This is a genomic window from Nocardia australiensis (assembly GCF_020733705.1).
In the GTDB taxonomy this organism is placed as follows: domain Bacteria; phylum Actinomycetota; class Actinomycetes; order Mycobacteriales; family Mycobacteriaceae; genus Nocardia; species Nocardia australiensis.
The window spans coordinates 1,884,803-1,910,167 of record NZ_JAJFZM010000001.1 but is presented as its reverse complement, the minus strand read 5'-3'; the positions used below and the strand labels follow the sequence as shown (position 1 = coordinate 1,910,167).

Here is a 25,365-nt window from a genome sequence, read left to right as displayed (position 1 = left end):
TGTCCGGGGCGGCGGTGTTTCCACAGGATGGGGGTCAGAGGCGGGCTTTCACGGCGGCGGACAGTCGCGAACCGTCGGCCTTGCCTTTGGCGATCCCGGTCGCGACCTTCATGACCTGCCCCATCTGACGCATGCCTGGCCGCTCCCCGAGTTCCTCCGCGACCCGCGCGATCGCTGTGTCGGCGACATCGGCGACCTCCGCGTCCGACAGTTGGGTCGGCAGGTATTCGTCGATGATCCGTGCCTCAGCATGCTCGTTCGCGGCCAATTCACCGCGACCGGCCTGGGTGTAGACCTCGGCCGATTCGCTGCGCTTCTTCGCCTCTTTTTGCAGCACGACGATGACCTCGGCGTCGGACAGTTCACGCGCCTGCGCGCCGGCGACCTCCGCGTTCTGGATGGCGGCCAGCAGCATCCGCAGGGTGGCCAGGCGCAGCTTGTCCTTAGCTTTCATCGCGGCGGTCATATCCGCGCGCAGCTGCGATTTGAGTTCCGACATGTGCCACACGGTAGCCGCTTCCACTGGTTCGGCCCACTACATTTGCCGCGCGGTCCGGTTTCGGGCGGGACATCCGGACGCTTGTGCGTAAACACACTCGGCGTTCCTGAGCGGGGTCACCTATGCTGGGCAAATGCCCGTAATCTCGACCTCCGCCATCCGACGAACCGCGTTGGGAGCCGCCGGGGCCGCGGTCGCCGGAATCGGCTACGCCTCGCTGATCGAACGAAATGCCTTCGTCTTGCGTGAGGCGACGATGCCGGTTCTGCAGCCGGGTTCGGCGTCCCTGCGGGTGCTACACATCAGCGATCTGCACATGATGCCTGGTCAGAAGCTCAAGCAGCAGTGGCTGCGCGAGCTGGACCGGCTGGAGCCGGACCTGGTGATCAATACCGGAGACAATCTGTCGCACCAGAAGTCGGTACCTGCGGTGGTGCAGGCCCTGGGTGGGTTGCTTTCCCGTCCGGGCCTTTTCGTTTTCGGCAGCAACGACTACTTCGCGCCGGTGGCGAAGAACCCGATGAAGTACTTCAAGTCCGACCATCGGCGGGTGTACGGCGCGCCGCTGCCTTGGAAGGACCTGCGTGCGGCGTTCACCGAACGCGGCTGGCTGGATCTGACCCATATCCGTCGTGACGTCGAAGTGGCCGGCATTCGAATCGCGAGCGCGGGCGTCGACGATCCGCACCTGCAGCGCGACCGCTACGACACGGTAGCGGGCTCGCCCAACCCCCTGGCCGACCTGAGCATCGGCCTCACGCATTCACCGGAGCCGCGGGTGCTGGATCGGTTCGCCGAGGACGGCTACGACCTGGTTATGGCCGGGCATACCCATGGCGGCCAACTGTGCCTGCCCGGGTACGGCGCGCTGGTGACCAACTGCGGTATCGACCGCGCGCGGGTGAAGGGTTCGTCGAAGTGGGGTGCGCATACCCAGCTTCATGTCTCCGCTGGCCTCGGCACCTCGCCGTGGGCACCGTACCGCTTCTGCTGCCGCCCGGAGGCAACCCTGGTGACGCTGGTCGCGGCCCCACCGAAACGGCCGATTGCCGATGCGGGGAAGGGTGTTTCGACCTCGGAGGCAATTGCGCGCTAGGGTCGCTTGCCGAGACTGAAATGTCAGGCAGGGGAACAACTGTGAGTGGATTCGACGACCGGCGCAACGATCCGAAGGTGTTGGAGGGGCCCGCAGCGCTGGATCAGCCGAACGTACCGATCCAGCCGGGAGCATCCGGCCCGAGCTCGCAGTGGCAACCAGCTTTCCGCACGCAGGCGTCATCGGGCACCGGCCATCCAGTACCACCGGACCAGCGGCCGCCTACCGAATCGACCGACCGCGTACACCCCGGCGCGGCATTGCCATGGCAGCCGAATCCCGTTGCGCAGCACCAAGGGCGGGTTGCCGCCCCCACCCAACCCACCCTTGGTTCGCAGCAGGCTTCCGGTCAGTACATCACGGCGCCATCAATCGACCAATTCCTGTCCAGTGTGCACAGAAATCCGAGTGGCGGCCGGGGTAAAACACGGCTGGGCGCCGCAATGGCGGCGGTGGTCGTCGCGGGCGGCGCCATAGTGGCGGTCATCGCCGCCAATGGCAGCTCCGATGACAATCACGCGCAGGATTCCTCGCCGTATCTGGTGAGTGCGCTTACCCCCTCAGCGAACGCACATGCGCTATCGAACAGCGGCGCGGAGCCGACCGCCGCGCAGACCCCGCATGTGGCCGGTTATCAGGTGGTCGTCGCCCCTGGCAGCGGCGCCGCTTACGACGTGCCCGCCGACTGGATCGTGGCACCCAAGGATTCCGTCGACAGTTTCGGTTCACCACCCGACACCATCACCGGCAAGGGCGTCGCGCGCGAAGGCAAATCCTACTGCCCCGGCTCGACGCGCACCATGTCCTTCCTCACCGGCTCCAAAACAACCGATTCAGCAACCGCCGCAACCGAAATCGGCACCCGTACAGCAATACTCGCCTACCACAGCACCACAGCGACGCCGGGCGCCGCGCAACCGCTGAACTCGCTCGACGGCACCCAGCGCGGCATCTTCGCCGAGACCAGGGGAACCATCGCCGCAGCCGTACCGGGGTGCGCGACGGAGTACTCGATCTACACCTACGCGACCCCGGCCGAGGACGGCAGCCTTGTCATGGTCATCGCCGCCGACACTGGCGTGCCCAATGCCGTCGACGTGGCGACCGCCCAGCGAATCTTCACCAGCGTCCGCCCCTACCAAGGCTGATTGACCTGCCGGTTTAACGTCTGGACTCGCGCTGTTGTAAGCTATCTCAGGCTCGGCAACGGGGTGTGGCGCAGCTTGGTAGCGCGCTTCGTTCGGGACGAAGAGGTCGCAGGTTCAAATCCTGTCACCCCGACTCGTTGGTTGAGACGAACGAAATGGCCTTCGGTCTGAGAAATCAGGCCGGAGGCCATTTTGGTATCCAATATCGATGCCGCCCGCATTGTCAGGTGTCGACACGCCGACGCTGGTGGACGGGGGCACCGAGGTGGCCGTTTCGGCGTGCACCTGCGTGGCCAGCCGCTGTATTGGCAGCTCGAGAAGTTCGGAGCCAGGTTCGCCGGTGAAATCCGCACCACCGACGCCTACCGGCTCGCCGCCCTGGACACGGCGCCACCGAAACCCGGACTGGTTCGCCACGGCGACGGCCTCGGTGCGCCCATCGTCGGTGAGCTTCGGCGGCCGGCCTCGGCCGTTTCCGCACGGCGCTGCCCGCACTGATGGCATTGGCGAGTATCGAATTGTCCGATGGTCGTTCGGTTATCAGCCGAACATGCGGCGGCTGGAAAGCCTATCTCGGACAACAGAACTAGCCACCATTCGAACTGCGCCAGGCACTTTCATGGCCGGATCACTCGATGGTCGTCGTGTCGTCGAGCAGGAACGGCATCACGAAGTTGCGCAGCATCGCGCGTTCCTCGTCCTCACCACCACCGGGGAGCGTAAGCAACGACACCACGACCCGAATCATCCACTGCCCCAGCAGCCGTGCCGCGGAATCGGTCAAGGCGGGACGGTAGCCGGCCACGAAACCCGCACCGATCGCGTCAATCACATCCGACGAATTCGACAGTTGGGCAACGATTCCGGAGTTGGCAGGCTCGAACCAGACCGCCAAATGTGGCGTCTTGCGCACCTCCGCCAGTACCGACGCTATCGCGTCGAGTAGTTGGTCGGCACGGCCTGCCTCGCTATTGATCGATCGGTTCAGCCAGACCCGCTCGATCAATTGCCGCGCCTCGCGACCTGCGAACGCTACATACAGCGCCTGTCGATTGTCGAAGTAGCGGTACAGCGTCGCCCTGGAACAACCTGCGGTCTCCGCCACTTCCGCCATTCCGACCGCGCTGGCGCCCTTCTCCACAAACAGCATGCGCACCGCGTCGAGGATGCGCTCGGCCGCCAGCTCCGCGCGGCCTTCGGCCAGCCAGTCACCGTTCATGCCGCGCACCGGAACGGCACCATCGTCGGCCTGCGCACGTACGGACCTGACGCGTACTCGACGGCGTCGATATCCACTTGGTAGGTGGGAAAGCGATCCAACAGCTCCTCCAGTGCGACTCGAGCCTGCATCCGGGCCGCGGCCGCGCCGAGGCAGTGGTGCGGTCCGTTGCCGAAAGTCATTATCCGCTGCGGATTCCGATCGATGTCGAGCACCTCGGCGTCGGGGCCGTAAGCCCGATCATCGCGATTGGCCGAACCGTAGACAAGCAGCACCTTGCGCCCGGCGGGCACGGTGGTGTCGCCGATTTTCACATCCCGTGTCGTGGTCCTCGCCAAACCCTGGACCGGCGAGGTCAGCCGGGCGAGTTCCTCGACCGCGACACCGATCCGGTCTTTGAACGCGACCAGCGCGGCCCGCTGATCGGGTTGCTGTTGTAGCAATTGCACTGCGCCACCCAGTAATCCGGTGGTCGTATCGTTTCCGCCGGCGACCATCGTCCAGGTGTAGGCGAGGATCTGCACGAGGCCGCGCACATCCGTGTCGTCGGCCGCCATACCCGACTGCACCAGCAGTGACACCGTGTCATCGCCCGGGTCGGCGCGGCGGCGTTTGATGAGTTCGCCGAAATAGCCCAGCATTTCGAACGAAGCCTGCTGCGCCTGGGTGTTACTCGCATCGATACTGCCCGCGACGACCGCGTCGGTCCATCCGTCGAAACGCCCGCGATCGCGCTCGGGCACCCCGAGGTAGTGCGCGACGACCATGCTCGGCAGCGGCTTGAACAGCTGCTTGACGATATCGCCGCCGCCTTGCTCGGCCAACTGATCCAACCGTTCGCGAACGAACCGGCGCACTACCGGCTCGACCTCGATGACCTGCCGTGGCGTGAACCCGGCCGCTACCAGCCTGCGGAACTCGGTGTGCACCGGCGGGTCCTGCATGACCATCGGCGGATTGTCGGTGAGGCCGATCTGTTCCAGCTCGCCGTATTCCACCGTGAGTCCGTCGCTCGAGGAGAACGTCTCGGTGTCCCGTACCGCCGCGTACACATCTTCGTGTCGGGTCAGCACCCAGTAGTCGTGCTCCGGACGCGATTCGGGCACCACGTGATGCACCGGATCTTGTTCTCGCAGTGCGGCATACATCCCCCATGGCGACTTCCACGTCGCGCCCGATCGAAGTTCGAAAAATGGCGCGTTACGAGACTCTTGGGGCAACATGTTCTGACGATAAGACAGAATTGCAATTGTGTCTATGTTCGATCCGAACGTCGCAGCTAGGCGGCGAAATCCGGGTCCGAGATTTAGACTTGAAACCATCGGCGAGGTATTGAGCAGCGGCCGTCCGACGGCAGAATAGGCTGACGTTTATGACCCAAGCCACAGCGCCAGGGAGCACGCCACAACCACGGATGACGAATGCCGAGTTCCGCACGGCGACCCTGGCCGACCTCGTCGGTATCGCGGCGATCGAGATCGAGGCATTCGGCGAACACGCCTACCCCTATCACGTGCTACGCACGCTGTTCGATTTACACGGCATGGACTGGCTGGTCGTCGAGGAGGATGGCGATGTGGTGGGGTACGTCCAGGTAGCCGTCACACTGGGGCAACGCGCCTGGCTGGTCGGCTTCGCGCTGACGGCAGGCAGTCGCGGCCGTGGCTATGGTCGCGTGCTGCTGGGCATGGCGCTCGACCGATGCCGGGACGGATCCGCGCGCCGCGTTTTCATCACCGTCCGTCCGACCAACGACACCGCCAACAGGTTGTACGAGGACGCCGGTTTCGTATTGGCCGGCCACTACGACGACTATTACGGCGAGAACGAACCACGCAATCTGCTGGTCTGCGACCTCACCCGCTGACACCGGTATCGTTGTGATCGGCGCACTTTCACGCGCCGCGCACGATCCACGGGGGACACCGCATGCTCGAGCTCGATCCACCGGAGCATTCACCATTCGTGGATTCGATGATCAATCGGATCGAGCGGCACGCGGGCGTGTACGCCAAGGAAGTCGACCACTACTTCCAACCGGCGCGACAGCGCATCGGGACCAGGCCCACCGAGCAGGTCATGCTCGACTCCTTCAATCTCCATGTCGAAACGGTGCTCGTCGAATACAACCCACCCGGGCTTCGACGACGTGGCGACAGCCTAGTGTTCCGCAGGCTCTACACCGCCGATCCGGATTCGCCCGATGACGAGGACGGCGGATTACGGACGCGGATGCTCACCGCGCTGCTCGCCGCCGAGATCGAGCAGCGCGGCCCGCTCCGGCTCAGCAGCACGCAGAGCACGTTGCTGGCCGACACCTATGAGAAGCTCGGCGGCGATCTGATCGGGTCGGGTCTGCCCGAACACGCGGCACTGGCGTATCGGCGGGCCATGCGCTTGCACCGGCAGAACGAGGACGACCAGGCCGAGGATCGATGCGGGCTCGCCCTAGCCCGGGCACGAAGCATGGCATTGCCGCTCGGCCGCCGACGGATCGGCCGGGCAATCTCGAACCTATTGTGCGGCTACGGATATCGGCCATTCCGATTATTCGCCTGGATCGCCGCGCAACTGGTGCTGTTCACTACGGCGATCGTGCTGGTGACCGGCGTCCCGGCGGCCGATATCACCTACATGACCGTGACCAGCTATCTGAACCCGCTCGGCGCGAGCGATATCGCCGACCTGAACAGTGCCGGTCAAGTGTTGTTCGCCATCGAGCCCTGGGCCGGCACCGTGTCGCTGTCGGTGTTCTTCGCACTGCTGGTGCGCCGGTGGTTCCGGATCTAGTCGGCTCACCAATCGGTGGTGGTTATCTTGGCGTGGCGCAAGGTATCCAGCGTCGCCACGTTGATCCGGTCTCGCAACTGCCCAACTTTCGAAGTCCACTGCCTGGTGAAACCCGGATCGTTCTGCAACTCCTTCCACAGGGAGCGCACCGACGCCGGAGTGTGTGCTCCCGGCATCCACAGATGCGCGAGATGCGCGAGCACCGGAGCGAGAATATCCATCTGGTCCTGGCTGGCCGACGGGTACCGATCGGCCTCATCGATCGCGTCGTCGGTACTGGTCAGCAGCCAATCGTGAGCCGCGAGGTCCTCGCAGAAGCGCTGTGCCGCAGGCAGATCGTCGACGCTTCGGACGATCATGCGGACCGAACGGACGGTCTCGTCCTCCAGCCGCATTGCCAGCGCGGGCCCTGCGGTGCCACCGATCTGCGCAGTCCAGCGCAACCGGGTGGTGCGCGCCTGGATCGGCGCATCCTGATCCAACTGCTCGTCCGCGCGAATCCTCGCGAGCAGTCGATCGCTGATCGAACCGAGATCAAGAGTGTCGGCGGTCGCCGGGCCGGCCAGATAGCCCTCGGTCAACTCCTCGCAGACGCGCCCCCGATCGCCGATGGTGCCGATCAGTTCGGTCACCCCGACCCGGCTCAGATAGTGTGACCAGGTCTGCCGCCTGCGCTCGCTCGCCCGGAAAACGCTGGTGTGCACCGAACTTTGCAGTACCCGACCACCGAACACCACGGCACGCGAGGCCACGGTGCCGACGATCTGCTGGGTGCGCTCGCCGCTGGCGTCGAGCAATAGATCGCAGTCGACGCCGATTGCCGTGGTCGGCGAGGCCGCCAGCGTGACCGGGCGCGCCCGCCACAGCACTCGCCTACCCGGTACCAGGGCCAGGAGCTTGTCCACCTCCGCGCGGTTCAAGGCCGCGGAGGCAGGGACAAGACAGGTGCGGACCTCGCCAAGGGCGACCAGCGGTGTCGCCATCTCATGACCCGTCGAAGAGTAGGTGGCCGAGTCGCTCGGTGACCTTGCGCGGCACTGTCACCGGCACACTGTCGGTCGCACCGCATTCGATGATCTGGGTGACCACATCGTCATCGAGATCGATGTGATCGAGAATCAGCCGTACCGAATGTTCAATGCCCAGATAGCGTTTCGGCAACATCGATAGTGTCTTGTACGCCGCGAACGGTGCGGCATCCGGATTGAGCTGGACCACCGCAGGTACTTCCGGCCACCGTCTCGGCCACCGCATGCCCGAGTGCCACTGATACGGCGCCACCACCGCGGCCCCTTCGTAACGAAGCATCCCCAGCCGCAACAACTGCCACACCGAGGCGAGGAACGGGCACGACCATCTGGTGCGGGTCTCGGGACGCCCGTTCACCGTTTCGGTGCGCCGACTCCACAACTGCACGTCGAGAAAGATCGAATGTTCGCGGCGGCCGAATTCCTCGGGCGGCTGATACGGCTGCACCCGCATGGCCTGTGCCGGTTCGTCATCCGAGGAACGCCTGCCATTGCACAGCCAGCCGGATTCGGCGGTGGGCGGGCGACGGCCGTTGGAAGGCGGGGTCGGTTCCGCGACAATCCTGGCAGCGACCATCTCGGCCAGCCGAATCGGTTCGCCAAGCGGCACCCCGTCGGCGAAACTCGGTGTCTCCCAACACCCCGATTCCCGGGCCAAATAGTCGATGATCAGCCCGGAATCCGCCGCGGCGTCGAGCAGGTTGCCGAGCACTTCGGACGGATCGGTGTCGGGCTGGAAATAATCATCGACCAGATAGCAGGTACTGACCCTGGCCTCGGGACCGAACTCGACCCGCGCGGATTCGATGAAGGCCGCGACCAACGGAACCATCCGGCGAAACTCCGCCTTGACCTGGTCGGCCTCATTGATGATGTCGTTGAGATAGAAGTGGCCGACCTCGATCGACAAGTGCGATAAGGGAACGTTCGCGATCTGCGAGTGCTCGGTCTGCTCGCTGTAACCCATCGCGTTCTGCACAGATCAGAACCTTTCCCACGTCGCGGCATCCACTAGCCTGCGGGCCAGTTCCACATATGCGGTGGCGGTGGCCTCGTTGGCGATATGAGCGTTGACATCCGAATCCAGGATTACCTGTTCGCGCCATTGCAGCACCGGCTCGATCGGCGTCTTGCCGAGCACGGTGCTCGCACCGAGTTGGTTCGCCGACGCGAGGCGTTTGAGCGCGGTGTCCTGTTCCAGCAACCAGGTCGCCTGCGCGGGACGTTCGGCAATCCCCTGTTCCCCCGGCGCGGGCACCGCGGTGCGCACATAGCGGATCGATTCGAGCAGAGCCGCCTCGTCGTGGCCGCATTCCTTGCCGGTGTGCAGCAACCCGTGCGGTCCGTGCACCAGGCCGCTCGCCGCGAGAATATGCTGACGCGTCCATCGATGAAAGATGAGCCAGCGCACCGTTCGACGCTGCAACTGCTCCTTCGCGGTCGCCCGCAACGCGATATCCAGCGCACCGGAGCGTCCCGCGCTGAGGTCGACGATCACGACCCGGAATTCCTGTTCCAGAGCCAGCAACAGTTCCGCGCAGCGCCGCACCACATCGTCATCGACAGTGAGGAATTCGGCGCCGCCCTCGTCACCGGGGAACAGCACCAACTTCCCGGATCGAGAGGCGAAGGTGCGCAACGCGATTCGATCGGTCACCGAACGCACGTCAAACCGTGTCGCACTGCCGATCTGGCCGAGCAGGTAGGAGTGCATACCTCCGTAGGGCACGCCGCGCTCTACCGCGCTGATCTCGAATAGCGCACCCGCGGTCGGCGAGCCGAAATCGAAGTCGACATACGCGACGTTCTTGCCGGTCAGGCATAGTCGATAGGCGAGGTTGCAGCTGGTCACCGACCTACCGGTGCCGCCTTTGTCCGAGGTCGAGAACACGATCATGCTCAGTAAATCCTCGTCGCGTCCTGGCGGGCGTAGGCCAGCTCGTCGAGATCCCGCAGCGCATCGGTGGCCAGGCTGAACGCGGTGCCGGGCCGGACATTCAGCATTCGCCGCGCCCGATCCAGGCGCTGCTCGATGCGGTTGAGCGCGGACAGTTTCGGCGACACGTCCTCGTCGCTGACCTCCAGCTTCTCCTGGTTGAGCAGATGCTCGGCCTCATTGAGCAACTCCACCGCACGACTGATCATCGACGGCGGCGACAGCGGCTGTTCACGGAAGGTTCGGTCCGCGGCGACAAGGCACTCCACGACCCGCTCGGTGAGATACCAGGACGGTTCGACCTGCAGCGGCACAGATCGACTCGCCTGCGCGGCGCCGGGGATCGAGGCGCCGAACACCCGCGCCGCGTCGTCCCACAGACCGGCCGCATGACCGCCGTGCAGCGTTCGCCCATCCAGATGGTCCATCGCGGATTCCGCGAGCGCGATCAGCCGGTCGCGAGTAGCGACATCGGTGGACAGGCGAGCCGCTTGCAGCGCGCGCTTGAACAACATCGTCGCGAAGTCCGGGACGATCCACACCAGCGGCGGTCCGTCATCGACGGTCTCGCTGCCGGGCAGCGGTATTCGAATACCGGGAAAATGCAGTGTGCCTGCGGGATCCTCGCTGGTGACCCGGCTGATGATTCGCCCGCGCCTGCCCAACTGGTCGAAAACCGCGACCGCTCTGATCAATTCGTCGGTAGATTGCCGAGTTACCAGGTCCTGGAGCAGCATTGCCGACACCGCGAGGCTGTAGTAGTCGGATTCCTCACCATCGGATGTTCGCCACGGTATGTCCTCCAACGGCCACCGGCCGGTGCCGTATCTGGCCACGATCGACCAGTAGCGCTGGGTCAGATTCCAGCGCAGCCGAAGCGCGTCGGCCAGTTGCTGCTGCTCTTTGGTCAGCAACTCCAGCTCGCGGGCACGTTGCGAAATCAGATCGTTGATGCCGTCGAGGGCGACGATGGTGAAATACAAATCGGGTCGCGAGGCGGCGTATCCGGGCTGGCTACTCGCCTTGGTTTGGATGAAGTCGATCTTCGACGCCTTCGCGTCGACGCCCCAACTCCAACCACATTCGAAAAGCAGCAGGTCATCGGCGAGGTCGATGTCAGTGGTCTGGCCCAGCTTCACATCATTGGCCAGCTCCACTCGGACCGGTTCGAGCGGACGGGCCAGCCCGGCGATCACCTGATCGTCGGGCGCGCCCGTTTGGTTGACCATTCGGAGGATGGCCTGCCCCGCATCGGATTTCGGCTCCGGCGTGTGAACAACGAAGCTACGGACCAGACCGGTCATCGCGCCGGTCAGCCGGTTGCTGATCTGCGGGCGCAGGATGTCGATACGCTCGGAGAGCTGCTTGGCCTCCCTGCGGACCTGCCCGTCGACGAAGCGCTGGAACAAACGTAGAAACCGCAGCGCCGCGATGCACAGGGTGAGCGACATCGAGTACGAATCGACAACCTCGAGTTCGAGCTGCCGCTGTGTCAATGCGCGATCATCGACGGAGCGCAGATAGCCGCCCGCGGCGAAAGTCGGCTCGCCGTCGGCCCCGGTGTAGCGGGCTATGTAATCCTCGAGCACGCCGACGATAACCCCGCCGATCCGCGTCTCCTCACCCAGCGGCGCCAGCGCGGCCTTGATGTCCTCAGCCATATCGTCCGGGCTGTCGAGGGCGAACGCCTCGATCTCGGTGGCCGGATACAGCAGGCACAGCATCTGCTCGGTATCGCTGATCGAGTTCGACCCGTCGCGTCCACCCCAGGACCAGGTCCCGTCGTGGTAGCAGGCGGCCAATACCGCGCGCCAGACATCCAAAAGCTGTTGCCGTGGCTGGATTCTCATCGGCCCCCGCTCTCACCGCGAACACTGCTACTACGAGTGTGCGCCAGCCGCAGCGGTTAGCCAAGGTATTCGGCTTACAACGGATTCGAGATCATGACGACGGAACCGCCACTCGGGCAATCGGTTCCGCAAACGCACGGTGATCGATACCGCTGCCGGACAATGAAAGGGCCGGGCCGGCCAACGTCGTACACCGGCCCGGCCCACACCTGGGACGGGGATTTGTCGGCGTGCACCGATTGGTTACCTTCGGCACCGGCGCATGCCTCGTCCGCCGGTCAGCTTCCGGAAGAGCCATCCGAAGTGCCTGCCCCCAAAAAACGAAAGCCGGCCGGACCTGTCCCCCTCGTGGACCGGCCCGGCCGGCCTTTCAACCCCCGGACACGACCTGCCAACCCCTCGAAGACAGGTCGCGCCCGGTTCCCACCCCCGGTGGTGGCCTACTCCCCCGTCGCCGCCTACTGGCAGTACTCGAAGGTGCCCAGGACGGTGCGGCCGTCCTTGATCAGATATCCCGACGGGGAGAGGTCGGTCCTGGCGACCGCGTTCTCCCCATCCGGCGCCAGCCACTCGACCTGCTGAACCACCCGGTAGCGGTTCGGGTCGTTGCGCAGCACCTTCATGTCGGTGCTGTCCATCTCGGCGGGCTGAGTGTCGGTGGCCTTGCCCTTTTCCCACTCGCCCGCACCCGCCAGCGTGCCCTGCGCGGCATCGTAGATAACGGTGCGGTAGCGAACCAACTGGTGTTCGCCGGGCTGGTAGCCGGCCTGCGCGTAGACGACGGGAGCGGCGATCTCGATTTCGATCCGGTCGTTCTTATGGGTGCAGGTGGCCTGGCCGGTGAGCGCGGTGCCGGGGGTACCGGTGGCCTCCGCCGCGGCGGCGCCCGCCCCGAACATGACGGCGGCGGTGGTGGTGGTCAGTGCGAGGGCGGTGGTCAGTTTGCCGATCATCGTCAGTGCGTCCTCATCAAGTCCGGGAAGTTTGTTTCCGGTGTGATCCGGTGTTGATACAAACAATGCGGCCGGGGTCTTGCCACGCCCTTAAGAAGATCTTGTAGGGTTAAAGGTGCAGGTAGAGGCTATGTGAGCAGCCGGAACGAGTCGAGTTGCCACCGCACTGCCGCGATTGGCGGGATGATGGTCGTCAAGGGCGCCAAGGAGATTGGAGCAGCAAATGGACACCGTAGTGGTCTGGGTGCTGGCTTGCCTGCTGTATTGGTGGGGCCTGCTCTGATGCGGCCCCGGCGCAGCCGGTAAAAATACCGAACCCCACTCCACGCCTGACCGAAATGGCCAGGGGCGGAGCGGGGTTTCGTCCGATAGTGGTGGATCAGTGGCCGCGATCGCCGCCGACCGGTTCGGCAACTGAATTTGATCCTCAATGGGCTCGATCCCACACTGCGCGAACGTGATTGAGCGCGCGAATCAGCGCAGCGCCTCGGTGACGAGCTTTGCGGTATCGGCGAAAACGCCATCATCGGCGGTCGCGTCCTGGGTGCCTTTACGGGTGAGTACCGCGACGACGATAGGGGCACCGCCGCCGTCGGGCCAGATGACGGCCACGTCGTTCGCACAGCCATAATCACCGGTACCGGTCTTGTCGCCGACGCCCCAGCCCGCGGGGATGCCGGCGCGAATGCGCTTGGCGCCGGTGGTATTCGCCTTCAGCCAGGTGATCAAACGATCACGCTCCGGCGCGCCGAGCGCGTCGCCGAGGACGAGCGCGCGGTAGTCGGTGGCAAGCGCGGCAGGAGTGGTGGTGTCCTGCGGGTCGCCGGGGACAGCGGTATTGAGCTCGGGTTCCCAGCGATCGAGCTGGCTTACCTGATCGCCCAGGGTGCGCAGAAACTCCGTCAGCGCGGCGGGACCGCCGAGTTCGCGCAGCAGCAGATTGCCCGCGGTGTTATCGCTGCGGGTAATCGCCGCCTCGGCCAGCTCGGCTACCGACATCCCGGAGGCCACCTTGGTGCTGGTCACCGGCGAGTTGGCCACCAGGTCGGCGTCGGCGAATTGGATGACCCGGTCGAAGTATCCGGTATCGAGCGGGTGCGCCTTCAACAATGCCGCGGCCGCAAGCGTTTTAAAGGTGGACAGCAGCGGGAAGCGTTGATTGCTGCTGTTCGACACGGTCTTACCGGTACCGGTATCGACCGCGAACACGCCGATCTGGGCCTCGTATCGCATTTCCAGATCGGAGATCCTGGCCGCCGTTCGCACCGGAGCTTGCGCTGTCGCGTTCGGAAGATCCTGCGCCGCTTTCGAATCGGTGCCGCAGGCGGCGAGCAGTGGGAGTGCCAGCGCGGCGGTCAGCGCTACCCGATAGTTACGTGTCAGCCGGAACATACCCTCACTGTGTCAGGCATTCCGGCCGTCGGCCAACCGGGGCGGTGATCGGAGATGCCCTGCGCGAGACACACTTACGCAGGCGCACTCCCCGGGTGTGCGCCTGCGCAGATGTCGGACTACCTCTCACCGGCCCGTGACCGGGCCACGATACTCAGCCGTTGCCGTTGAGACCGGCGCGCACGCCTTCCTCGACTCGTTTGCCGAGATCGGGATCGACATTGCTCCAGTACTCGAAGACCCGGCTGAGCACGGGCTCCCGCACTCCACCGAGCACATGACCGATGATGTTGTCGGCCAAGCGCGCCCGCTGTTCATCGTTGAACACCTCGCGCACCAGGGTGCCCGGCTGAGTGAAGTCACCGTCCTCGGCATGTTCGATGTAACCCGCCCGCACAACGGTCGGATCGAATTCCCAGATACCGTCGTCACCGGCTCGCGAAGGATCCGCATGCGGTCCGCCGAACGAATTCGGTGCGTATACCGGAACATCCGCCAGGTTGTAGTCGTAGCGCATCGCGCCCTCCTTGGAGTAGGAGTTCACCTCCGCGGCCCTGGCCCGGTTCGGCGGCAGCTGCGCATAGTTGGTGCCGATCCGGTAGCGGTGCGCGTCCGCGTAGGCGAACACCCGGCCCAGCAGCATCTTGTCCGGCGAGAAACCAATGCCGGGAACGACATTCGATGGCTCGAAGGCGGCCTGCTCGATATCGACGAAGTAGTTGCCGGGGTTGCGGTTGAGAGTCCACTTGCCGACCTCGATCAGCGGGTAATCCTGGTGGGACCACACCTTGGTCAGGTCGAAGGGGTTGAAACGGTAGCCTTCGGCCTCGGCCACCGGCATGACCTGCACATGCAGCGTCCAGCTCGGGAATTCACCGCGCTCGATCGCTTCGTACAGGTCACGGCGGTGGTAATCGCCGTCGGCGCCCGCCAGCCGATCCGCCTCGGCCTGGGTCAGGTATTCGTTACCCTGGTCGGTCTTGAAGTGGTATTTCACCCAGAAGCGCTCACCCTCGGCGTTGATCCACTGGTAGGTGTGTGAGCCGTAGCCGTTCATGTGGCGATAGGACTTCGGGATGCCTCGGTCACCCATCAGCCAGGTCACCTGATGCGCGGTCTCCGGGCGCAGGGTCCAGAAATCCCACTGCATGTTGTTGTCGCGAAGGCCGCTACCGGGCAGGCGCTTCTGCGAGCGAATGAAATCGGGGAACTTGATCGGATCCTTGATGAAGAAGATCGGCGTGTTATTGCCGACGAGATCGTAGTTGCCGTCCTCGGTGTAGAACTTCACGGCGAAACCCCTTGGGTCACGCCAGGTATCGGGGCTGCCCTGCTCACCGGCCACCGTCGAGAAACGCACCAGCGACTCAGTCCGTACGCCCGGCTGGAACAACTTCGCCTTGGTGTAGCGACTCACGTCGTTGGTGACAACCAGCTCACCGTAGGCGCCCGCACCCTTGGCGTGCACGATCCGCTCCGGGACCCGCTCGCGGTTGAACTGGGCGAGCTTCTCGATGAGGTAGTGATCGTGGAGCAGGATCGGGCCCTGGGTACCGGCGGTGAGCGACTCGTTGTCGCTACCCACGGGGATACCGGTATTGGTGGTTGTCGGCTTGGTCATATCGAAGCCTCCTCGGCTGATGAACAACGTCCCGGTGCTGGACCGACCCGGGTTGTCAGAGTGGGCGCCGTCCTTCCAAACGACACGTCGGGCATAGACCCCAGAAGACGACCTCCGCCTCATCGACAGCGAAACCGTGGTCGTTCCTGGGTTCCAGGCAGGGGGCGCCACCCACGACACAGTCCACGTCCACAACCGTGTCGCAGTTTCTGCACACCAGATGGTGATGGTTGTCACCGATGCGGGTTTCATACAGCGCGGCCGAACCGGCAGGTTCGATGCGGCGCAGGATTCCGGCGTTCACGCAGGCCCGAAGCACGTCGTAGACCGCCTGCGTGGACACCGAACCCAGCGCTTCGCGCACGGTGGCGGCCAGCCGATCGGCATCCGAATGTGGCATGGCCGCAACCGCGTTCAGCACCGCGACCCGCGGGGCTGTCACCCGCAGGCCGACCGCACGCAACTGCTCTCGCGGATCGATGACGTTGGTATGCACGAGTCCCAGTTTGCCGGTTTTCTGGAATTAGTCAAGAAGAGAAGTCCGGCTCCTACTTGAACTTCTTGTGCCGCATGTACTTGGCCAGGTCGTCATAGGTGCCATCGTTGTTGGCGAATTCGACTACGTTGCGGGCGGATTCGAACCATGCGCCCGCGCTCGGCTTGACCTGGGCGAGCGCGACTTCCAGATCCTTCATTGTGACCGGGCGCACCTGACCGGTCCGAATCGATTCCGCCATCGCCAACTGGGTGGCCGATGTGCAGATATGCGCCAGGTCGGCGCCCGAGAAACCATCGGTGCGTTTGACGATCGCGCCGAGATCGATGCCCGCCACCGGACGGTCACGCAGATGGTGATGCAGAATCGCCTTGCGGGCCACCGAATCCGGGAGCGTCACCAGGATCATTCGATCGAATCGACCGGGGCGGCGCAGCGCGACGTCGATATCCCACGGATGGTTTGTCGCACCGAGGATGAAGACGTCCTCGTTGCTACTGGTGGCCGAATCCATTTCGGTGAGTAGTTGATTCACCACCGTGCGCATGGTGGCCGAACCCGACATCTGGCTGCGCTTGTGGCCAAGCGCGTCGACCTCGTCGAGGAACAGCACGCAGGGCGCGTTGCGACGGGCGAGCTCGAATATCCCGTGCAGGTTGCGCTCGCTGGCTCCGGTGTAGATATCCAAGATGTCGGCGATCTCGATCGGATAGAAGTTCGCGCCCAGTTCCCCGGCGACCGCCGCCGCGATGAATGTCTTGCCGCAGCCGGGTGGGCCGTAGAGCAGCAGCCCGCCCCGAGCGGAAGTACCGAACGTCTTGGCCAGTGCGGGATTACGCATCGGGCCGAGCAGCGTCAGGTCGAGCTGGCGCTTGACATCCTCCATGCCGCCGACGTCGGCGAGGGACACCTTCGGCTTCTCGAACAGACCCGTATCACCCTCGACCACGAATTCCGCAGGGCCCGCATCGACGAACGCGGGGGCGATGATGTCGGCGACCTGATCTTCGGCAGCCGACCAGTCATAGGTCGAGGCAGGTCGCTCCGACGGCGATTGCGGCTGCTCCTCGATGGGCGCCTTCCCCGACACTTGCGCAACCGCCTCGAGATCGGTGCCGACTGCGCCACCGGCGGCCAGCGCGGCCGTACATCGCTGCAACAGTTCGATCGCCGCGCTGTGTCGCGGATCCTGCGCCAGCGCCGTCGCGCACTGTGCCAGCGCCTCCGCGTAGCGGCCGCGGTCGGCGAGCAATTCGATCACCCGCACCCGCAGTGCCAGCACCTCCGGGCTGCGGTCGAGTGCCGCGAGCATCTCGATCAATACCGGATCGTCGGTCATGCCGCTCCCCCTTCACTATCCAGCCGCCGATTCTAAGTCCTCCGCGTGCGCTCGGTTCGGGATCCCACGTTCTCGCGCCCGTAGATCGAGATGCGCGTCCGGGTAGTCCGCGTCACATCTGCGCCACGGAATAGTTCCGGGTGGATACTCGTTGGATCCCGCTGTCGGCGTCCGGACAGCCCCGGGCCTCACCCCATTTGTCGCTGCGAGCGACCACCCGCCGAGAGGCGCTTGTGGGACGTCGGCACCGAGTCGTGACGCCGGCATGGCGTCCGGCGACTCAGCGCCGCCAGGTTCCCCCAATCTGGCGGCGTTTTGTCGCTTCGGTCCCGGAGACGGCGGGGCCGATGCACGGCGGCGACCGGTATGCCCCAGGATGCGGGGGGTGACCGGACACGACGACGCACTGCGCCGACGTCTCGGGCTGATGGATTCGGTAGTCATCGGCCTCGGGTCGATGGTCGGTGCCGGCATCTTCGCCGCGCTGACACCCGCCGCCGCGGCAGCCGGAGGCCTGCTGCCGCTCGCCTTGGTGATAGCGGCCGTGCTCGCGTACTGCAATGCGACATCCTCGGCCCGGCTGGCGGCGATCTACCCGGTTTCGGGTGGCACGTATGTCTATGGACGCGAACGGCTCGGAGCATTCTGGGGATATCTCGCCGGGTGGGGATTCGTTGCCGGAAAGACCGCGTCCTGCGCGGCGATGGCGTTGACGGTCGGCGACTATGCGTGGCCGGAACAATCGCGTGCTGTCGCGGTCGGCGTTGTCGTCGCCATTACCGCGATCAACTATGCGGGGGTTCAGAAATCGGCGCTGGCGTCGCGCGTCATCGTGGCGGCGGTGCTCGCCGTGCTGACGATGGTTGTCGTCGTCGGGCTGTTCGGATCACATTCGGCGGCAACGGTTCTTTCGCAGCACATCGGCGTGCACGGTGTACTCCAAGCGGCGGGGCTGCTGTTCTTCGCTTTCGCCGGTTACGCCCGCGTCGCCACGCTCGGTGAGGAGGTGCGCGATCCGCGACGCACGATTCCCCGGGCCATCATGGTCGCACTCGGGTTGGCCCTGCTGATCTACGCGCTGGTGGCGATCACCGGGCTGCGGGTTCTCGGTGCCGACGGACTGGCAACCGTGACGGACCCGCTGGCTCGGGTCGTATCCGCCGCGGGAGCACCGGGATTGGCGCCGATCGTCCGAATCGGGGCCACGCTTGCCGCCGCCGGATCATTGCTCGCATTGATTCTCGGCGTCTCCCGCACCGTGTTCGCCATGGCACGCGACCGGTACCTACCGCATGCGCTGACGGCAGTCCACCCACGGTTCGGGGTTCCGCATCGAGCGGAGCTGGCAGTCGGGATCGTTATCGCGGTGGTTGCGGCTTGCTTTGATCTGCGTGCGGCCATCGGGTTTTCGTCGTTCACGGTGCTGGTCTACTACCTCATCGCCAATGTCTCGGCGGCGACACTGACCGCGACACAGGATCGCCCGGCCCGCGCGGTGGCGATCGCGGGCGCGGCCGGATGCGTGATCGTCGCTTTCGCACTGCCGATTTCGGCGGTATTCACCGGAATCGGAGTGCTGGCTCTCGGCGCGGGCTGGTACGCGGTCCGCGCACGATTTGTCCGGTGATATCGGGTTTTCTCATTTTGGGCCGCGCGTCCCGGGCCTGTTGGCCGATCTGGCGGGGGTCAGCGCGATAGCCTTTGCCGCATGGGGCGTTTCTGTGGATTCCTGGCCGGAATCGCGGCGGTATCGCTGGTGGCAGGGAGCGTGTTCGCCGGGAGTGCGCAGGCGACCGAACCCGGACAGGTCGAATGCGAGGTGTCCTCCGGACGCGAGCCGCAGCGGGCGACACCCGAGCAGGTGGGACTGGATTCGCAGCACCTCGCGGACGCATTGGAGTTCGCTTCCGGACGCAATCGGCGCAATGTGCAAGTTTTCCGGCACAATTGCCTGATCGGCGAGGGCCCGACGAATGATCAAACCGGGAATGTCGCGTGGAATATCTGGAGCGCGACCAAGAGCGTGGTCTCCATTCTGGCCGGAATGGCCTGGGACCGAGGTCAACTGGATATCGATGCGCCGATCGATCGGTACCTGCCACCGGGACTCGGCGACGAGGCCCATCGGTCGATCACGGTCGGGGATCTGCTCACGGAGACCTCGGGCATGAAGGTCGGGGTGCTCACCGAGGGTGTCACCGGGGTGATCCCGATCGATCCGAACAGCGCGGTACAGGCGCTCGGGGTGCCGCTGGACAACCCGCCTGGCACGGTATTCAGCTACAGCCAGCGCAATGTCGACCTGCTGTCCTACGTCATCGAACTCGCGATCGGTGAACCGCTGCAGGATTTCGCGCAGCGCGAGTTGTTCGCTCCGCTCGGCATCGACCGCGGTGACTATTACTGGGCGCGTGACCGCGCCGGACACACCTACGGCTACGCGCATCTAATGATTCCGCCCAATGATTTCGCGAAGCTCGGCCTGCTGGTGAGCAATGAAGGACATTGGAACAAACAGCAAATCGTATCGTCGGCCTACTTACAGAAGGCACGTCAGCCGTCACCCGCGAATAAATGCTACGGGTACCTCTTCTGGCTCGGACCCGGATGTGCGGAGACCGCCGCGTTCCTGCCGCCAGATGTTTATTCGATGTCCGGGATGGGTCTACAGAACGTCTTCGTCATCCCCAGCCTGGATTTGACGGTGGTCTGGACCGGCGCGTTCGGAAACGTCAGCAGCCACGGCCCTTCCGGAGTTGTGCAGAACACCTCGGAATTGCCGCACGAATTCTTCCGCAGACTGTTCGCGGCATTCGACGACACCCCGGTTCCCGACCCCGGACCCTATATCGAGCCGCCGCTGACGCTTGATCCGAGCCGATTCGTGGACACCAACATCCTGCTCGCGGTTTTCGGAATCGGCCCTGCCGCCTATCCAGGATGCAATGTCTTCTCCTGCCTGAATTACCCATTGGCACCGCCGTTCGCGGACACCGCACCGGGTTGCGTCATCCTGGCCTGCCTCGGCCCCGACCCGCGAACCCCGGGAATTCACTGAATCCTGCCCGGAATGCCTGGTCAAAACAGGCGGGTGACCCAGCCGTGGTGGATGTCGGTGCGGAGGGCGGCGGTGTGGCGTTTGCGCAGAGTTTGGGAGATCGGGCCGGGGCGGCCGTCGGCGATCAGGCGGCCGTCGACCTCGGTGACCGGAGACGTTCCGGATGAGGTGCCGGTGACGAAGACCTCGTCGGCGATATAGAGCTCGGTAAGGTCGATGGTGCGCTCGACGACCGGAATGCCGTCTTCCGCCGCGAGGGTGAGGATGGTGCGGCGGTTGATGCCGTCGAGGATGTCGCAAGACACATCCGGGGTGATCAGGGTGCCGTTGCGCACGAGAAAGATGTTGGCGGCGCTGAGTTCGCAGACGTGGCCGTTGCCGTCGAGGAAGACGCAGTCGTCGTAGCCGCTGTCGATGGCATCCTGCTTGGCGAGCACCGAATTGACGTATGCGCCATTTACTTTCGCGCGGGATGGAATCGCGTTATCCGGAATGCGCCGCCAGGGACTGGATTTCAGTCGCATACCGTCCTGCGGCACGATCGGCATCGCGTCATAGACGAAGATGCTGACCTTGATCGCGCACCCCCGAACTCGGGTGCCCGGGATCGATTCGACGACATGAACCGTCGCCCGGACGAATACATCCTCGGTCGGCGCATTGGCCGCGATCAGGTCGATGACCGCCGGTCGGAATCTGGCGAAGTCCCATTCGGCGGCGAACCGGTCGATGCCGATGATCTTGCAGGATTCCTCGAGTCGACGGAAGTGATCGTCCAGTCGAAATGCGGTGCGCGCCGAACCATCCACATGCACCGGGAACACCGTGTACACGCTGAGGCCGTACAGCACCGCCGACGATCCGACACCGACCGACGCCTCCCCCGCGTCAACGATCCGGTCCCCGAAGTACACCTGTGGATAAGGATTCGCCATCGGCGCAGGCTAGCAGCCGGAATCCGGGCGGGGCGAGGAGTTTTTCGGACTGCTACGCACACAGGAACATCCCGAGGCGCGAACAGCGGGTTGAATGGCGAACGGGCCGTTCGAATCTGACGATCCAGAACGGCCCGTTCGGCTGGTGTCAGCGCTGAGCCAAGAGGACTTCCGCGATTTGGATGGTGTTGAGGGCGGCACCTTTTCGGAGGTTGTCACCGGAGATGAACAGGGCAAGGCCGCGGCCATCGGGGACGCCCGGGTCCTGGCGGATGCGGCCGACGAGCGAGTCGTCCTTGCCTGCGGCCGCGAGGGGCGTAGGAACGTCGGTGAGTTGCACGCCGGGTGCTTTGGCGAGGATTTCCTGTGCGCGTTCAACCGAAATCGGTTCGGCGAATTCGGCATTGATCGACAGCGAGTGGCCGGTGAAGACCGGGACTCGCACGCAGGTGCCGCTGACGAGCAGATCAGGCAGACCGAGAATCTTGCGGCTCTCGTTGCGCAGCTTCTGATCCTCGTCGGTCTCACCGGAACCGTCGTCGACCAGCCCACCGGCCAGCGGGATCACGTCGAAAGCGATCGGCGCGACGTACTTGTTCGGCGCGGGAAATTCCACCGAACTGCCGTCGTGCACCAGCTTTTCGGCGTCGTCGACCACGGCTCGTACCTGTGAGGCGAGTTCCTCGACACCGGCGAGCCCACTGCCGGACACCGCTTGGTAGCTGGAGACGATCAGCCGTTGCAGACCGGCGACATCATGCAGCGCCTTGAGCACCGGCATGGCCGCCATGGTCGTGCAGTTCGGATTGGCGATGATGCCCTTGACCAGGTTGCGGGTCTGCTCAGGATTCACCTCGCTGACGACCAGCGGAACCTCGGGATCCTTGCGCCAAGCCGACGAATTATCGATCACCGTGACACCCGCCGCCGCGAAGCGCGGCGCCTGCACACGCGACATGGTCGCCCCCGCGGAGAACAAGGCGATATCCAGCCCGGACGGATCGGCGGTCTCGGTGTCCTCGACCACGATCTCGCGGCCACGCCATGGCAGCGTCTTGCCCGCCGAACGCGACGAGGCGAAGAACCGGATCTCCTCGGCCGGAAAGTCGCGCTCCTCCAGCAGTTTTCGCATGACGGTTCCGACCTGACCGGTCGCGCCGACAACGCCTACTCGTACACCCACGTCAGTACCCTTCCGACATGATCAGGAGCGCTACATGGTCACGCTGCGCTACCGCCTCCACGCTTGACCTGATCATGTCAGCGCCCCGTTCCCGCGTGGACCACGGCGACCTCGTCGCCACCCAGATCGAAGGCCCGGTGCAGCACCTGCACGGCCTCGTCCAGTTCGGAATCCCGGACCAGCACCGAAATCCGGATCTCGGAAGTGGAGATCAGGTCGATGTTCACACCCGCGTCCGCGAGCGCTTCACAGAAGGTGGCGGTGACGCCGGGATGACTCTTCATGCCCGCGCCCACCAACGAAACCTTGCCGATGTGGTCGTCGTAAAGGACCTGGGCGAAACCGATTTCGCGCTGACGCTTGGTCAGCATCTCCACCGCGCGCGCACCGTCGGTCTTGGGCAGTGTGAAGGTGATGTCGGTCTTGCCGGTTTCGATTTTGGAGATGTTCTGCAGCACCATGTCGATGTTGATCTCGGCATCGGCGATGGCGCGGAACACCTTCGCGGCGTAGCCGGGTTCGTCCGGTAGTCCGACCACGGTCACCTTGGCCTCGCTGCGGTCGTGCGCGACGCCCGTGAGGATTGCTTTCTCCAAGGGGATGTCCTCCATCGATCCGTAAACGTAGGTGCCGTGCCTGTCGGTGTAGGACGAGCGCACATGCACGGGCACGTTGTAGCGACGCGCGTATTCCACGCAGCGCAGCATGAGTACTTTCGCGCCGCAGGCCGCGAGCTCCAGCATCTCCTCATAGGAGACCTGCTCGAGCTGTTGCGCGTCCGGCACGATCCGCGGGTCGGCGGTGAACACGCCGTCGACGTCGGTATAGATCTCGCAGACGTCGGCCTCCAGCGCCGCGGCCAATGCGACCGCCGTGGTGTCGGAGCCGCCACGGCCGAGCGTGGTGACGTCCTTACTGTCCTGGCTGACGCCCTGGAATCCGGCGACCAGCACGACGAGTCCCTCATCGAGCGCACTGCGTAGTCGACTCGGGGTGACGTCGATGATTTTCGCGTTGCCATGCGCACCGGTGGTGATCACGCCGGCCTGGGAACCGGTGAACGAGCGGGCCTCGGCACCGAGTGAATGAATGGCCATGGCGACCAGCGCGTTGGAGATGCGCTCACCTGAGGTGAGGAGCATGTCCATTTCGCGTGCGGGCGGCGCGGGCGACACCTGCTGGGCCAGTTCCAATAGTTCGTCGGTGGTGTCGCCCATTGCCGAGCAGACGACCACCACGTCGTGGCCCTGCTTCTTCGTCTCCACGATCCGTTCAGCGACGCGCCGGATGCGCTCGGCGGTAGCCACCGAGGATCCTCCGTACTTCTGAACAACGAGAGCCACGGCAGGGTCCTCCAAGATCGACAATCAGCTGCTGACAGCCACCAAGGGTACCGACCCGCGTCCAGCGGATTTGCCCCCACCTCCTGGCGGGCACGGCCGGAAGTCGTCCCTTCGCAGGCCACGCCGCGCTCAGCGAAGGCAAGTGGAGCGCTCAGTTCGCCTGCCCTGATGGGGCCGGAGACATCGGTGCGGGTCACACGCAGCTACGCGAAGGCGAATCCGCCTGAGAGTCGACGCACCCACCCGAGCATCCACTCACGCACGGGCGAACCAGCTGACCTGTGTACCGTTCGCGCTGACCTGAGCGCGCCGCGTCGGCGTGAACAGCGTCGGACGAAACTCGCCCGCGAAGGCGGGGATGCCGGCACCGGAGACAACCGGGTAACTCTTGATGACGAGCTCGTCGATCTCGTCGAGCACGGCTGCGGCGAACTTTCCGCCGCCCGCCAGCCAGATATCCAAGCCGTCTTCCTGCTTCAATGCGCGCACCAGGCCGATCGGATCGCGCTCGATCAACTCGACGGACGGATCGTCGATGCGGCCGAGCGTGCTGGACACCACGTACTGCCTCATGTGGGCATAAGGGCTGGTGGTGCCGATGGCGAGGGCCGGGTCATAGGTGCCGCGACCCATCACCAGCGTGTCGAACTTCCGATTCGGTTCATCGGCCGCCAACCCGAGATGCGGGCGCGCATGGGTGGGCAGGGTCTCCGGATACTCGGTCCGAATCCAGTCCAGCATGTGTTCCGGCAGTGGATAGTGGTCGATCTCGCCGCCGGGGCCCGCGATGTAGCCGTCGAGCGACATGCCGACGAAGTAGACGAGTTTTCGCATGTTAGTCCCACTTTCGAGTGTCGTGAACGCGTCGTCAGGACCTGGTGAACCAGCTGACCTGCGCACCGTTGCCGAATTCCTTGCGTTGCGTCGGAGTGAACAGCGTCGGGCGGAATTCGCCCGCAAAGGCCGGAATGCCGCAACCGGCGACGACCGGGTAGCTCTTGATGATCAGCTCATCGATCTCGCCGAGCAGTTGCCCGGCGACGATCCCGCCGCCGCAGAGCCAAATATCGCCGCCCGCTTCGGCTTTCAGCCGCCGCACCAGGCCGAGGGGATCGGACTCGACCAGTTCCACCTGCGGATCGTCGATCCGGCCGAGGGTGCTCGACACGACATATTGCTTCATGTGCGCGTACGGGCTGGTCACGCCAGCGGACACGCCGGGTTCGTAGCTGCCCCGGCCCATCAGCACGGTGTCGAAGCGCTTATTGGGTTCCTCCAGCGGCATGCCGATCAGTGGCCGCACATGGACGGGGACGAACTCCGGATACTTCCCGTTGAGCCACTCCCCCATCGCGGAGTCCAACGGGTAGAAGTCGAACTCGCCCGCCGGGCCGGCGATGTAGCCGTCGAGGGAAACGGCCACGTAGTAGACAAGCTTTCGCATTTCAATACCGCCCGATCCGTTGTACTCTGTCTGTA

Annotated in this window: 24 protein-coding genes and 1 tRNA gene; 8 read left to right on the top strand and 17 right to left on the bottom strand. The window is 64.7% G+C overall.

From position 1 onward, the window contains the following. Positions 1-34: 34 nt before the first annotated feature. Entirely contained in the window at positions 35-499 is a 465-nt protein-coding gene (locus tag LKE06_RS08605) for a GatB/YqeY domain-containing protein (protein ID WP_227998076.1), read from the bottom strand. A 133-nt stretch (positions 500-632) separates the two neighbouring features. Between LKE06_RS08605 and LKE06_RS08600 the strand changes: the two genes are divergently transcribed. From LKE06_RS08600 to LKE06_RS33100, 4 genes are all read left to right on the top strand, one after another. Next, a complete protein-coding gene (locus LKE06_RS08600) occupies positions 633-1,595 on the top strand; it encodes a metallophosphoesterase (protein ID WP_227998075.1) in 963 nt (320 codons plus the stop codon). A gap of 41 nt (positions 1,596-1,636) precedes the next feature. Beyond that, positions 1,637-2,743, top strand: a complete 1,107-nt coding sequence (locus tag LKE06_RS08595) for a DUF8017 domain-containing protein (protein WP_227998073.1) — start codon at positions 1,637-1,639, stop codon at positions 2,741-2,743. Between the two features lie 59 nt (positions 2,744-2,802). Then, positions 2,803-2,876: transfer RNA gene (locus tag LKE06_RS08590), tRNA-Pro, on the top strand. A gap of 146 nt (positions 2,877-3,022) precedes the next feature. Further along, positions 3,023-3,241 carry an allophanate hydrolase-related protein gene (locus LKE06_RS33100; RefSeq protein WP_372477303.1) on the top strand — a complete coding sequence of 73 codons (219 nt, stop codon included), beginning with the start codon at positions 3,023-3,025 and terminating at the stop codon, positions 3,239-3,241. Positions 3,242-3,371: 130 nt separating this feature from the next. Here LKE06_RS33100 and LKE06_RS08580 read toward each other — a convergent pair whose 3' ends face one another. Both LKE06_RS08580 and LKE06_RS08575 read right to left on the bottom strand, forming a co-directional pair. Further along, positions 3,372-3,962: a TetR/AcrR family transcriptional regulator gene (locus LKE06_RS08580; protein ID WP_227998072.1), complete on the bottom strand. Its 591-nt coding sequence runs from the start codon at positions 3,960-3,962 to the stop codon at positions 3,372-3,374. After that, positions 3,959-5,185 carry a cytochrome P450 gene (locus LKE06_RS08575; RefSeq protein ID WP_227998071.1) on the bottom strand — a complete coding sequence of 409 codons (1,227 nt, stop codon included), beginning with the start codon at positions 5,183-5,185 and terminating at the stop codon, positions 3,959-3,961. The genes LKE06_RS08580 and LKE06_RS08575 overlap by 4 nt, the downstream gene beginning before the upstream one ends. A gap of 149 nt (positions 5,186-5,334) precedes the next feature. Between LKE06_RS08575 and LKE06_RS08570 the strand changes: the two genes are divergently transcribed. Together LKE06_RS08570 and LKE06_RS08565 are read left to right on the top strand one after the other, a co-directional pair. Continuing rightward, complete coding sequence (locus LKE06_RS08570; RefSeq protein ID WP_227998070.1) at positions 5,335-5,829, top strand: GNAT family N-acetyltransferase; 495 nt, start codon at positions 5,335-5,337, stop codon at positions 5,827-5,829. A 62-nt stretch (positions 5,830-5,891) separates the two neighbouring features. Next, entirely contained in the window at positions 5,892-6,752 is an 861-nt protein-coding gene (locus tag LKE06_RS08565; RefSeq protein WP_227998069.1) for a hypothetical protein, read from the top strand. A 5-nt stretch (positions 6,753-6,757) separates the two neighbouring features. On the opposite strand, the gene LKE06_RS08560 is transcribed toward LKE06_RS08565, so the two are convergent. The 9 genes from LKE06_RS08560 to LKE06_RS08520 form a co-directional block, all read right to left on the bottom strand. Continuing rightward, on the bottom strand, positions 6,758-7,735 hold the full coding sequence (locus LKE06_RS08560) for an SCO2521 family protein (protein WP_227998068.1): 978 nt from the start codon (positions 7,733-7,735) through the stop codon (positions 6,758-6,760). Position 7,736: 1 nt separating this feature from the next. Further along, a complete protein-coding gene (locus LKE06_RS08555) occupies positions 7,737-8,759 on the bottom strand; it encodes an SCO2522 family protein (RefSeq protein WP_227998067.1) in 1,023 nt (340 codons plus the stop codon). Positions 8,760-8,762: 3 nt separating this feature from the next. Then, positions 8,763-9,677, bottom strand: coding sequence for an SCO2523 family variant P-loop protein (locus tag LKE06_RS08550; RefSeq protein ID WP_227998066.1), 915 nt, complete (start codon positions 9,675-9,677; stop codon positions 8,763-8,765). 2 nt (positions 9,678-9,679) lie between these two features. Continuing rightward, entirely contained in the window at positions 9,680-11,566 is a 1,887-nt protein-coding gene (locus LKE06_RS08545; protein ID WP_227998065.1) for an SCO2524 family protein, read from the bottom strand. Positions 11,567-12,024: 458 nt separating this feature from the next. Further along, positions 12,025-12,519, bottom strand: a complete 495-nt coding sequence (locus tag LKE06_RS08540) for a hypothetical protein (protein WP_227998064.1) — start codon at positions 12,517-12,519, stop codon at positions 12,025-12,027. Between the two features lie 474 nt (positions 12,520-12,993). Further along, positions 12,994-13,911: a class A beta-lactamase gene (bla, locus tag LKE06_RS08535; RefSeq protein WP_227998063.1), complete on the bottom strand. Its 918-nt coding sequence runs from the start codon at positions 13,909-13,911 to the stop codon at positions 12,994-12,996. A 154-nt stretch (positions 13,912-14,065) separates the two neighbouring features. Then, positions 14,066-15,532, bottom strand: coding sequence for a catalase (locus tag LKE06_RS08530; protein ID WP_227998062.1), 1,467 nt, complete (start codon positions 15,530-15,532; stop codon positions 14,066-14,068). Between the two features lie 55 nt (positions 15,533-15,587). Next, entirely contained in the window at positions 15,588-16,028 is a 441-nt protein-coding gene (locus LKE06_RS08525) for a Fur family transcriptional regulator (RefSeq protein WP_308188325.1), read from the bottom strand. A gap of 52 nt (positions 16,029-16,080) precedes the next feature. Then, positions 16,081-17,367: an ATP-binding protein gene (locus LKE06_RS08520; RefSeq protein ID WP_227998061.1), complete on the bottom strand. Its 1,287-nt coding sequence runs from the start codon at positions 17,365-17,367 to the stop codon at positions 16,081-16,083. Between the two features lie 427 nt (positions 17,368-17,794). Between LKE06_RS08520 and LKE06_RS08515 the strand changes: the two genes are divergently transcribed. Both LKE06_RS08515 and LKE06_RS08510 read left to right on the top strand, forming a co-directional pair. Beyond that, the gene (locus LKE06_RS08515; protein WP_372477355.1) at positions 17,795-18,994 is read left to right on the top strand and encodes an APC family permease; all 1,200 of its coding nucleotides are present in this window, start codon (positions 17,795-17,797) and stop codon (positions 18,992-18,994) included. A gap of 81 nt (positions 18,995-19,075) precedes the next feature. Further along, positions 19,076-20,425: a serine hydrolase domain-containing protein gene (locus LKE06_RS08510; RefSeq protein WP_227998059.1), complete on the top strand. Its 1,350-nt coding sequence runs from the start codon at positions 19,076-19,078 to the stop codon at positions 20,423-20,425. A 20-nt stretch (positions 20,426-20,445) separates the two neighbouring features. On the opposite strand, the gene LKE06_RS08505 is transcribed toward LKE06_RS08510, so the two are convergent. The 5 genes from LKE06_RS08505 to LKE06_RS08485 form a co-directional block, all read right to left on the bottom strand. Next, positions 20,446-21,360: an aminotransferase class IV gene (locus tag LKE06_RS08505; RefSeq protein ID WP_227998057.1), complete on the bottom strand. Its 915-nt coding sequence runs from the start codon at positions 21,358-21,360 to the stop codon at positions 20,446-20,448. Between the two features lie 148 nt (positions 21,361-21,508). Continuing rightward, positions 21,509-22,543: an aspartate-semialdehyde dehydrogenase gene (locus LKE06_RS08500; protein WP_227998056.1), complete on the bottom strand. Its 1,035-nt coding sequence runs from the start codon at positions 22,541-22,543 to the stop codon at positions 21,509-21,511. 77 nt (positions 22,544-22,620) lie between these two features. Continuing rightward, positions 22,621-23,886 (bottom strand): aspartate kinase, encoded by a 1,266-nt coding sequence (locus LKE06_RS08495; RefSeq protein WP_227998055.1) that lies wholly within the window; start codon positions 23,884-23,886, stop codon positions 22,621-22,623. Positions 23,887-24,141: 255 nt separating this feature from the next. Further along, positions 24,142-24,720 (bottom strand): dihydrofolate reductase family protein, encoded by a 579-nt coding sequence (locus LKE06_RS08490; protein ID WP_227998054.1) that lies wholly within the window; start codon positions 24,718-24,720, stop codon positions 24,142-24,144. A gap of 34 nt (positions 24,721-24,754) precedes the next feature. Next, positions 24,755-25,330 (bottom strand): dihydrofolate reductase family protein, encoded by a 576-nt coding sequence (locus tag LKE06_RS08485; RefSeq protein ID WP_227998053.1) that lies wholly within the window; start codon positions 25,328-25,330, stop codon positions 24,755-24,757. Positions 25,331-25,365 lie beyond the last annotated feature (35 nt).

Coding starts and splice junctions, on each gene's coding strand:
- LKE06_RS08605 (WP_227998076.1), bottom strand. CDS start 499: ATGTCGGAACTCAAATCGCAGCTGCGCGCGGATATGACCGCCGCGATG.
- LKE06_RS08600 (WP_227998075.1), top strand. CDS start 633: ATGCCCGTAATCTCGACCTCCGCCATCCGACGAACCGCGTTGGGAGCC.
- LKE06_RS08580 (WP_227998072.1), bottom strand. CDS start 3,962: ATGAACGGTGACTGGCTGGCCGAAGGCCGCGCGGAGCTGGCGGCCGAG.
- LKE06_RS08575 (WP_227998071.1), bottom strand. CDS start 5,185: ATGTTGCCCCAAGAGTCTCGTAACGCGCCATTTTTCGAACTTCGATCG.
- LKE06_RS08570 (WP_227998070.1), top strand. CDS start 5,335: ATGACCCAAGCCACAGCGCCAGGGAGCACGCCACAACCACGGATGACG.
- LKE06_RS08565 (WP_227998069.1), top strand. CDS start 5,892: ATGCTCGAGCTCGATCCACCGGAGCATTCACCATTCGTGGATTCGATG.
- LKE06_RS08560 (WP_227998068.1), bottom strand. CDS start 7,735: ATGGCGACACCGCTGGTCGCCCTTGGCGAGGTCCGCACCTGTCTTGTC.
- LKE06_RS08550 (WP_227998066.1), bottom strand. CDS start 9,677: ATGATCGTGTTCTCGACCTCGGACAAAGGCGGCACCGGTAGGTCGGTG.
- LKE06_RS08545 (WP_227998065.1), bottom strand. CDS start 11,566: ATGAGAATCCAGCCACGGCAACAGCTTTTGGATGTCTGGCGCGCGGTA.
- LKE06_RS08540 (WP_227998064.1), bottom strand. CDS start 12,519: ATGATCGGCAAACTGACCACCGCCCTCGCACTGACCACCACCACCGCC.
- bla (WP_227998063.1), bottom strand. CDS start 13,911: ATGTTCCGGCTGACACGTAACTATCGGGTAGCGCTGACCGCCGCGCTG.
- LKE06_RS08530 (WP_227998062.1), bottom strand. CDS start 15,532: ATGACCAAGCCGACAACCACCAATACCGGTATCCCCGTGGGTAGCGAC.
- LKE06_RS08520 (WP_227998061.1), bottom strand. CDS start 17,367: ATGACCGACGATCCGGTATTGATCGAGATGCTCGCGGCACTCGACCGC.
- LKE06_RS08515 (WP_372477355.1), top strand. CDS start 17,795: ATGGATTCGGTAGTCATCGGCCTCGGGTCGATGGTCGGTGCCGGCATC.
- LKE06_RS08510 (WP_227998059.1), top strand. CDS start 19,076: ATGGGGCGTTTCTGTGGATTCCTGGCCGGAATCGCGGCGGTATCGCTG.
- LKE06_RS08505 (WP_227998057.1), bottom strand. CDS start 21,360: ATGGCGAATCCTTATCCACAGGTGTACTTCGGGGACCGGATCGTTGAC.
- LKE06_RS08490 (WP_227998054.1), bottom strand. CDS start 24,720: ATGCGAAAACTCGTCTACTTCGTCGGCATGTCGCTCGACGGCTACATC.
- LKE06_RS08485 (WP_227998053.1), bottom strand. CDS start 25,330: ATGCGAAAGCTTGTCTACTACGTGGCCGTTTCCCTCGACGGCTACATC.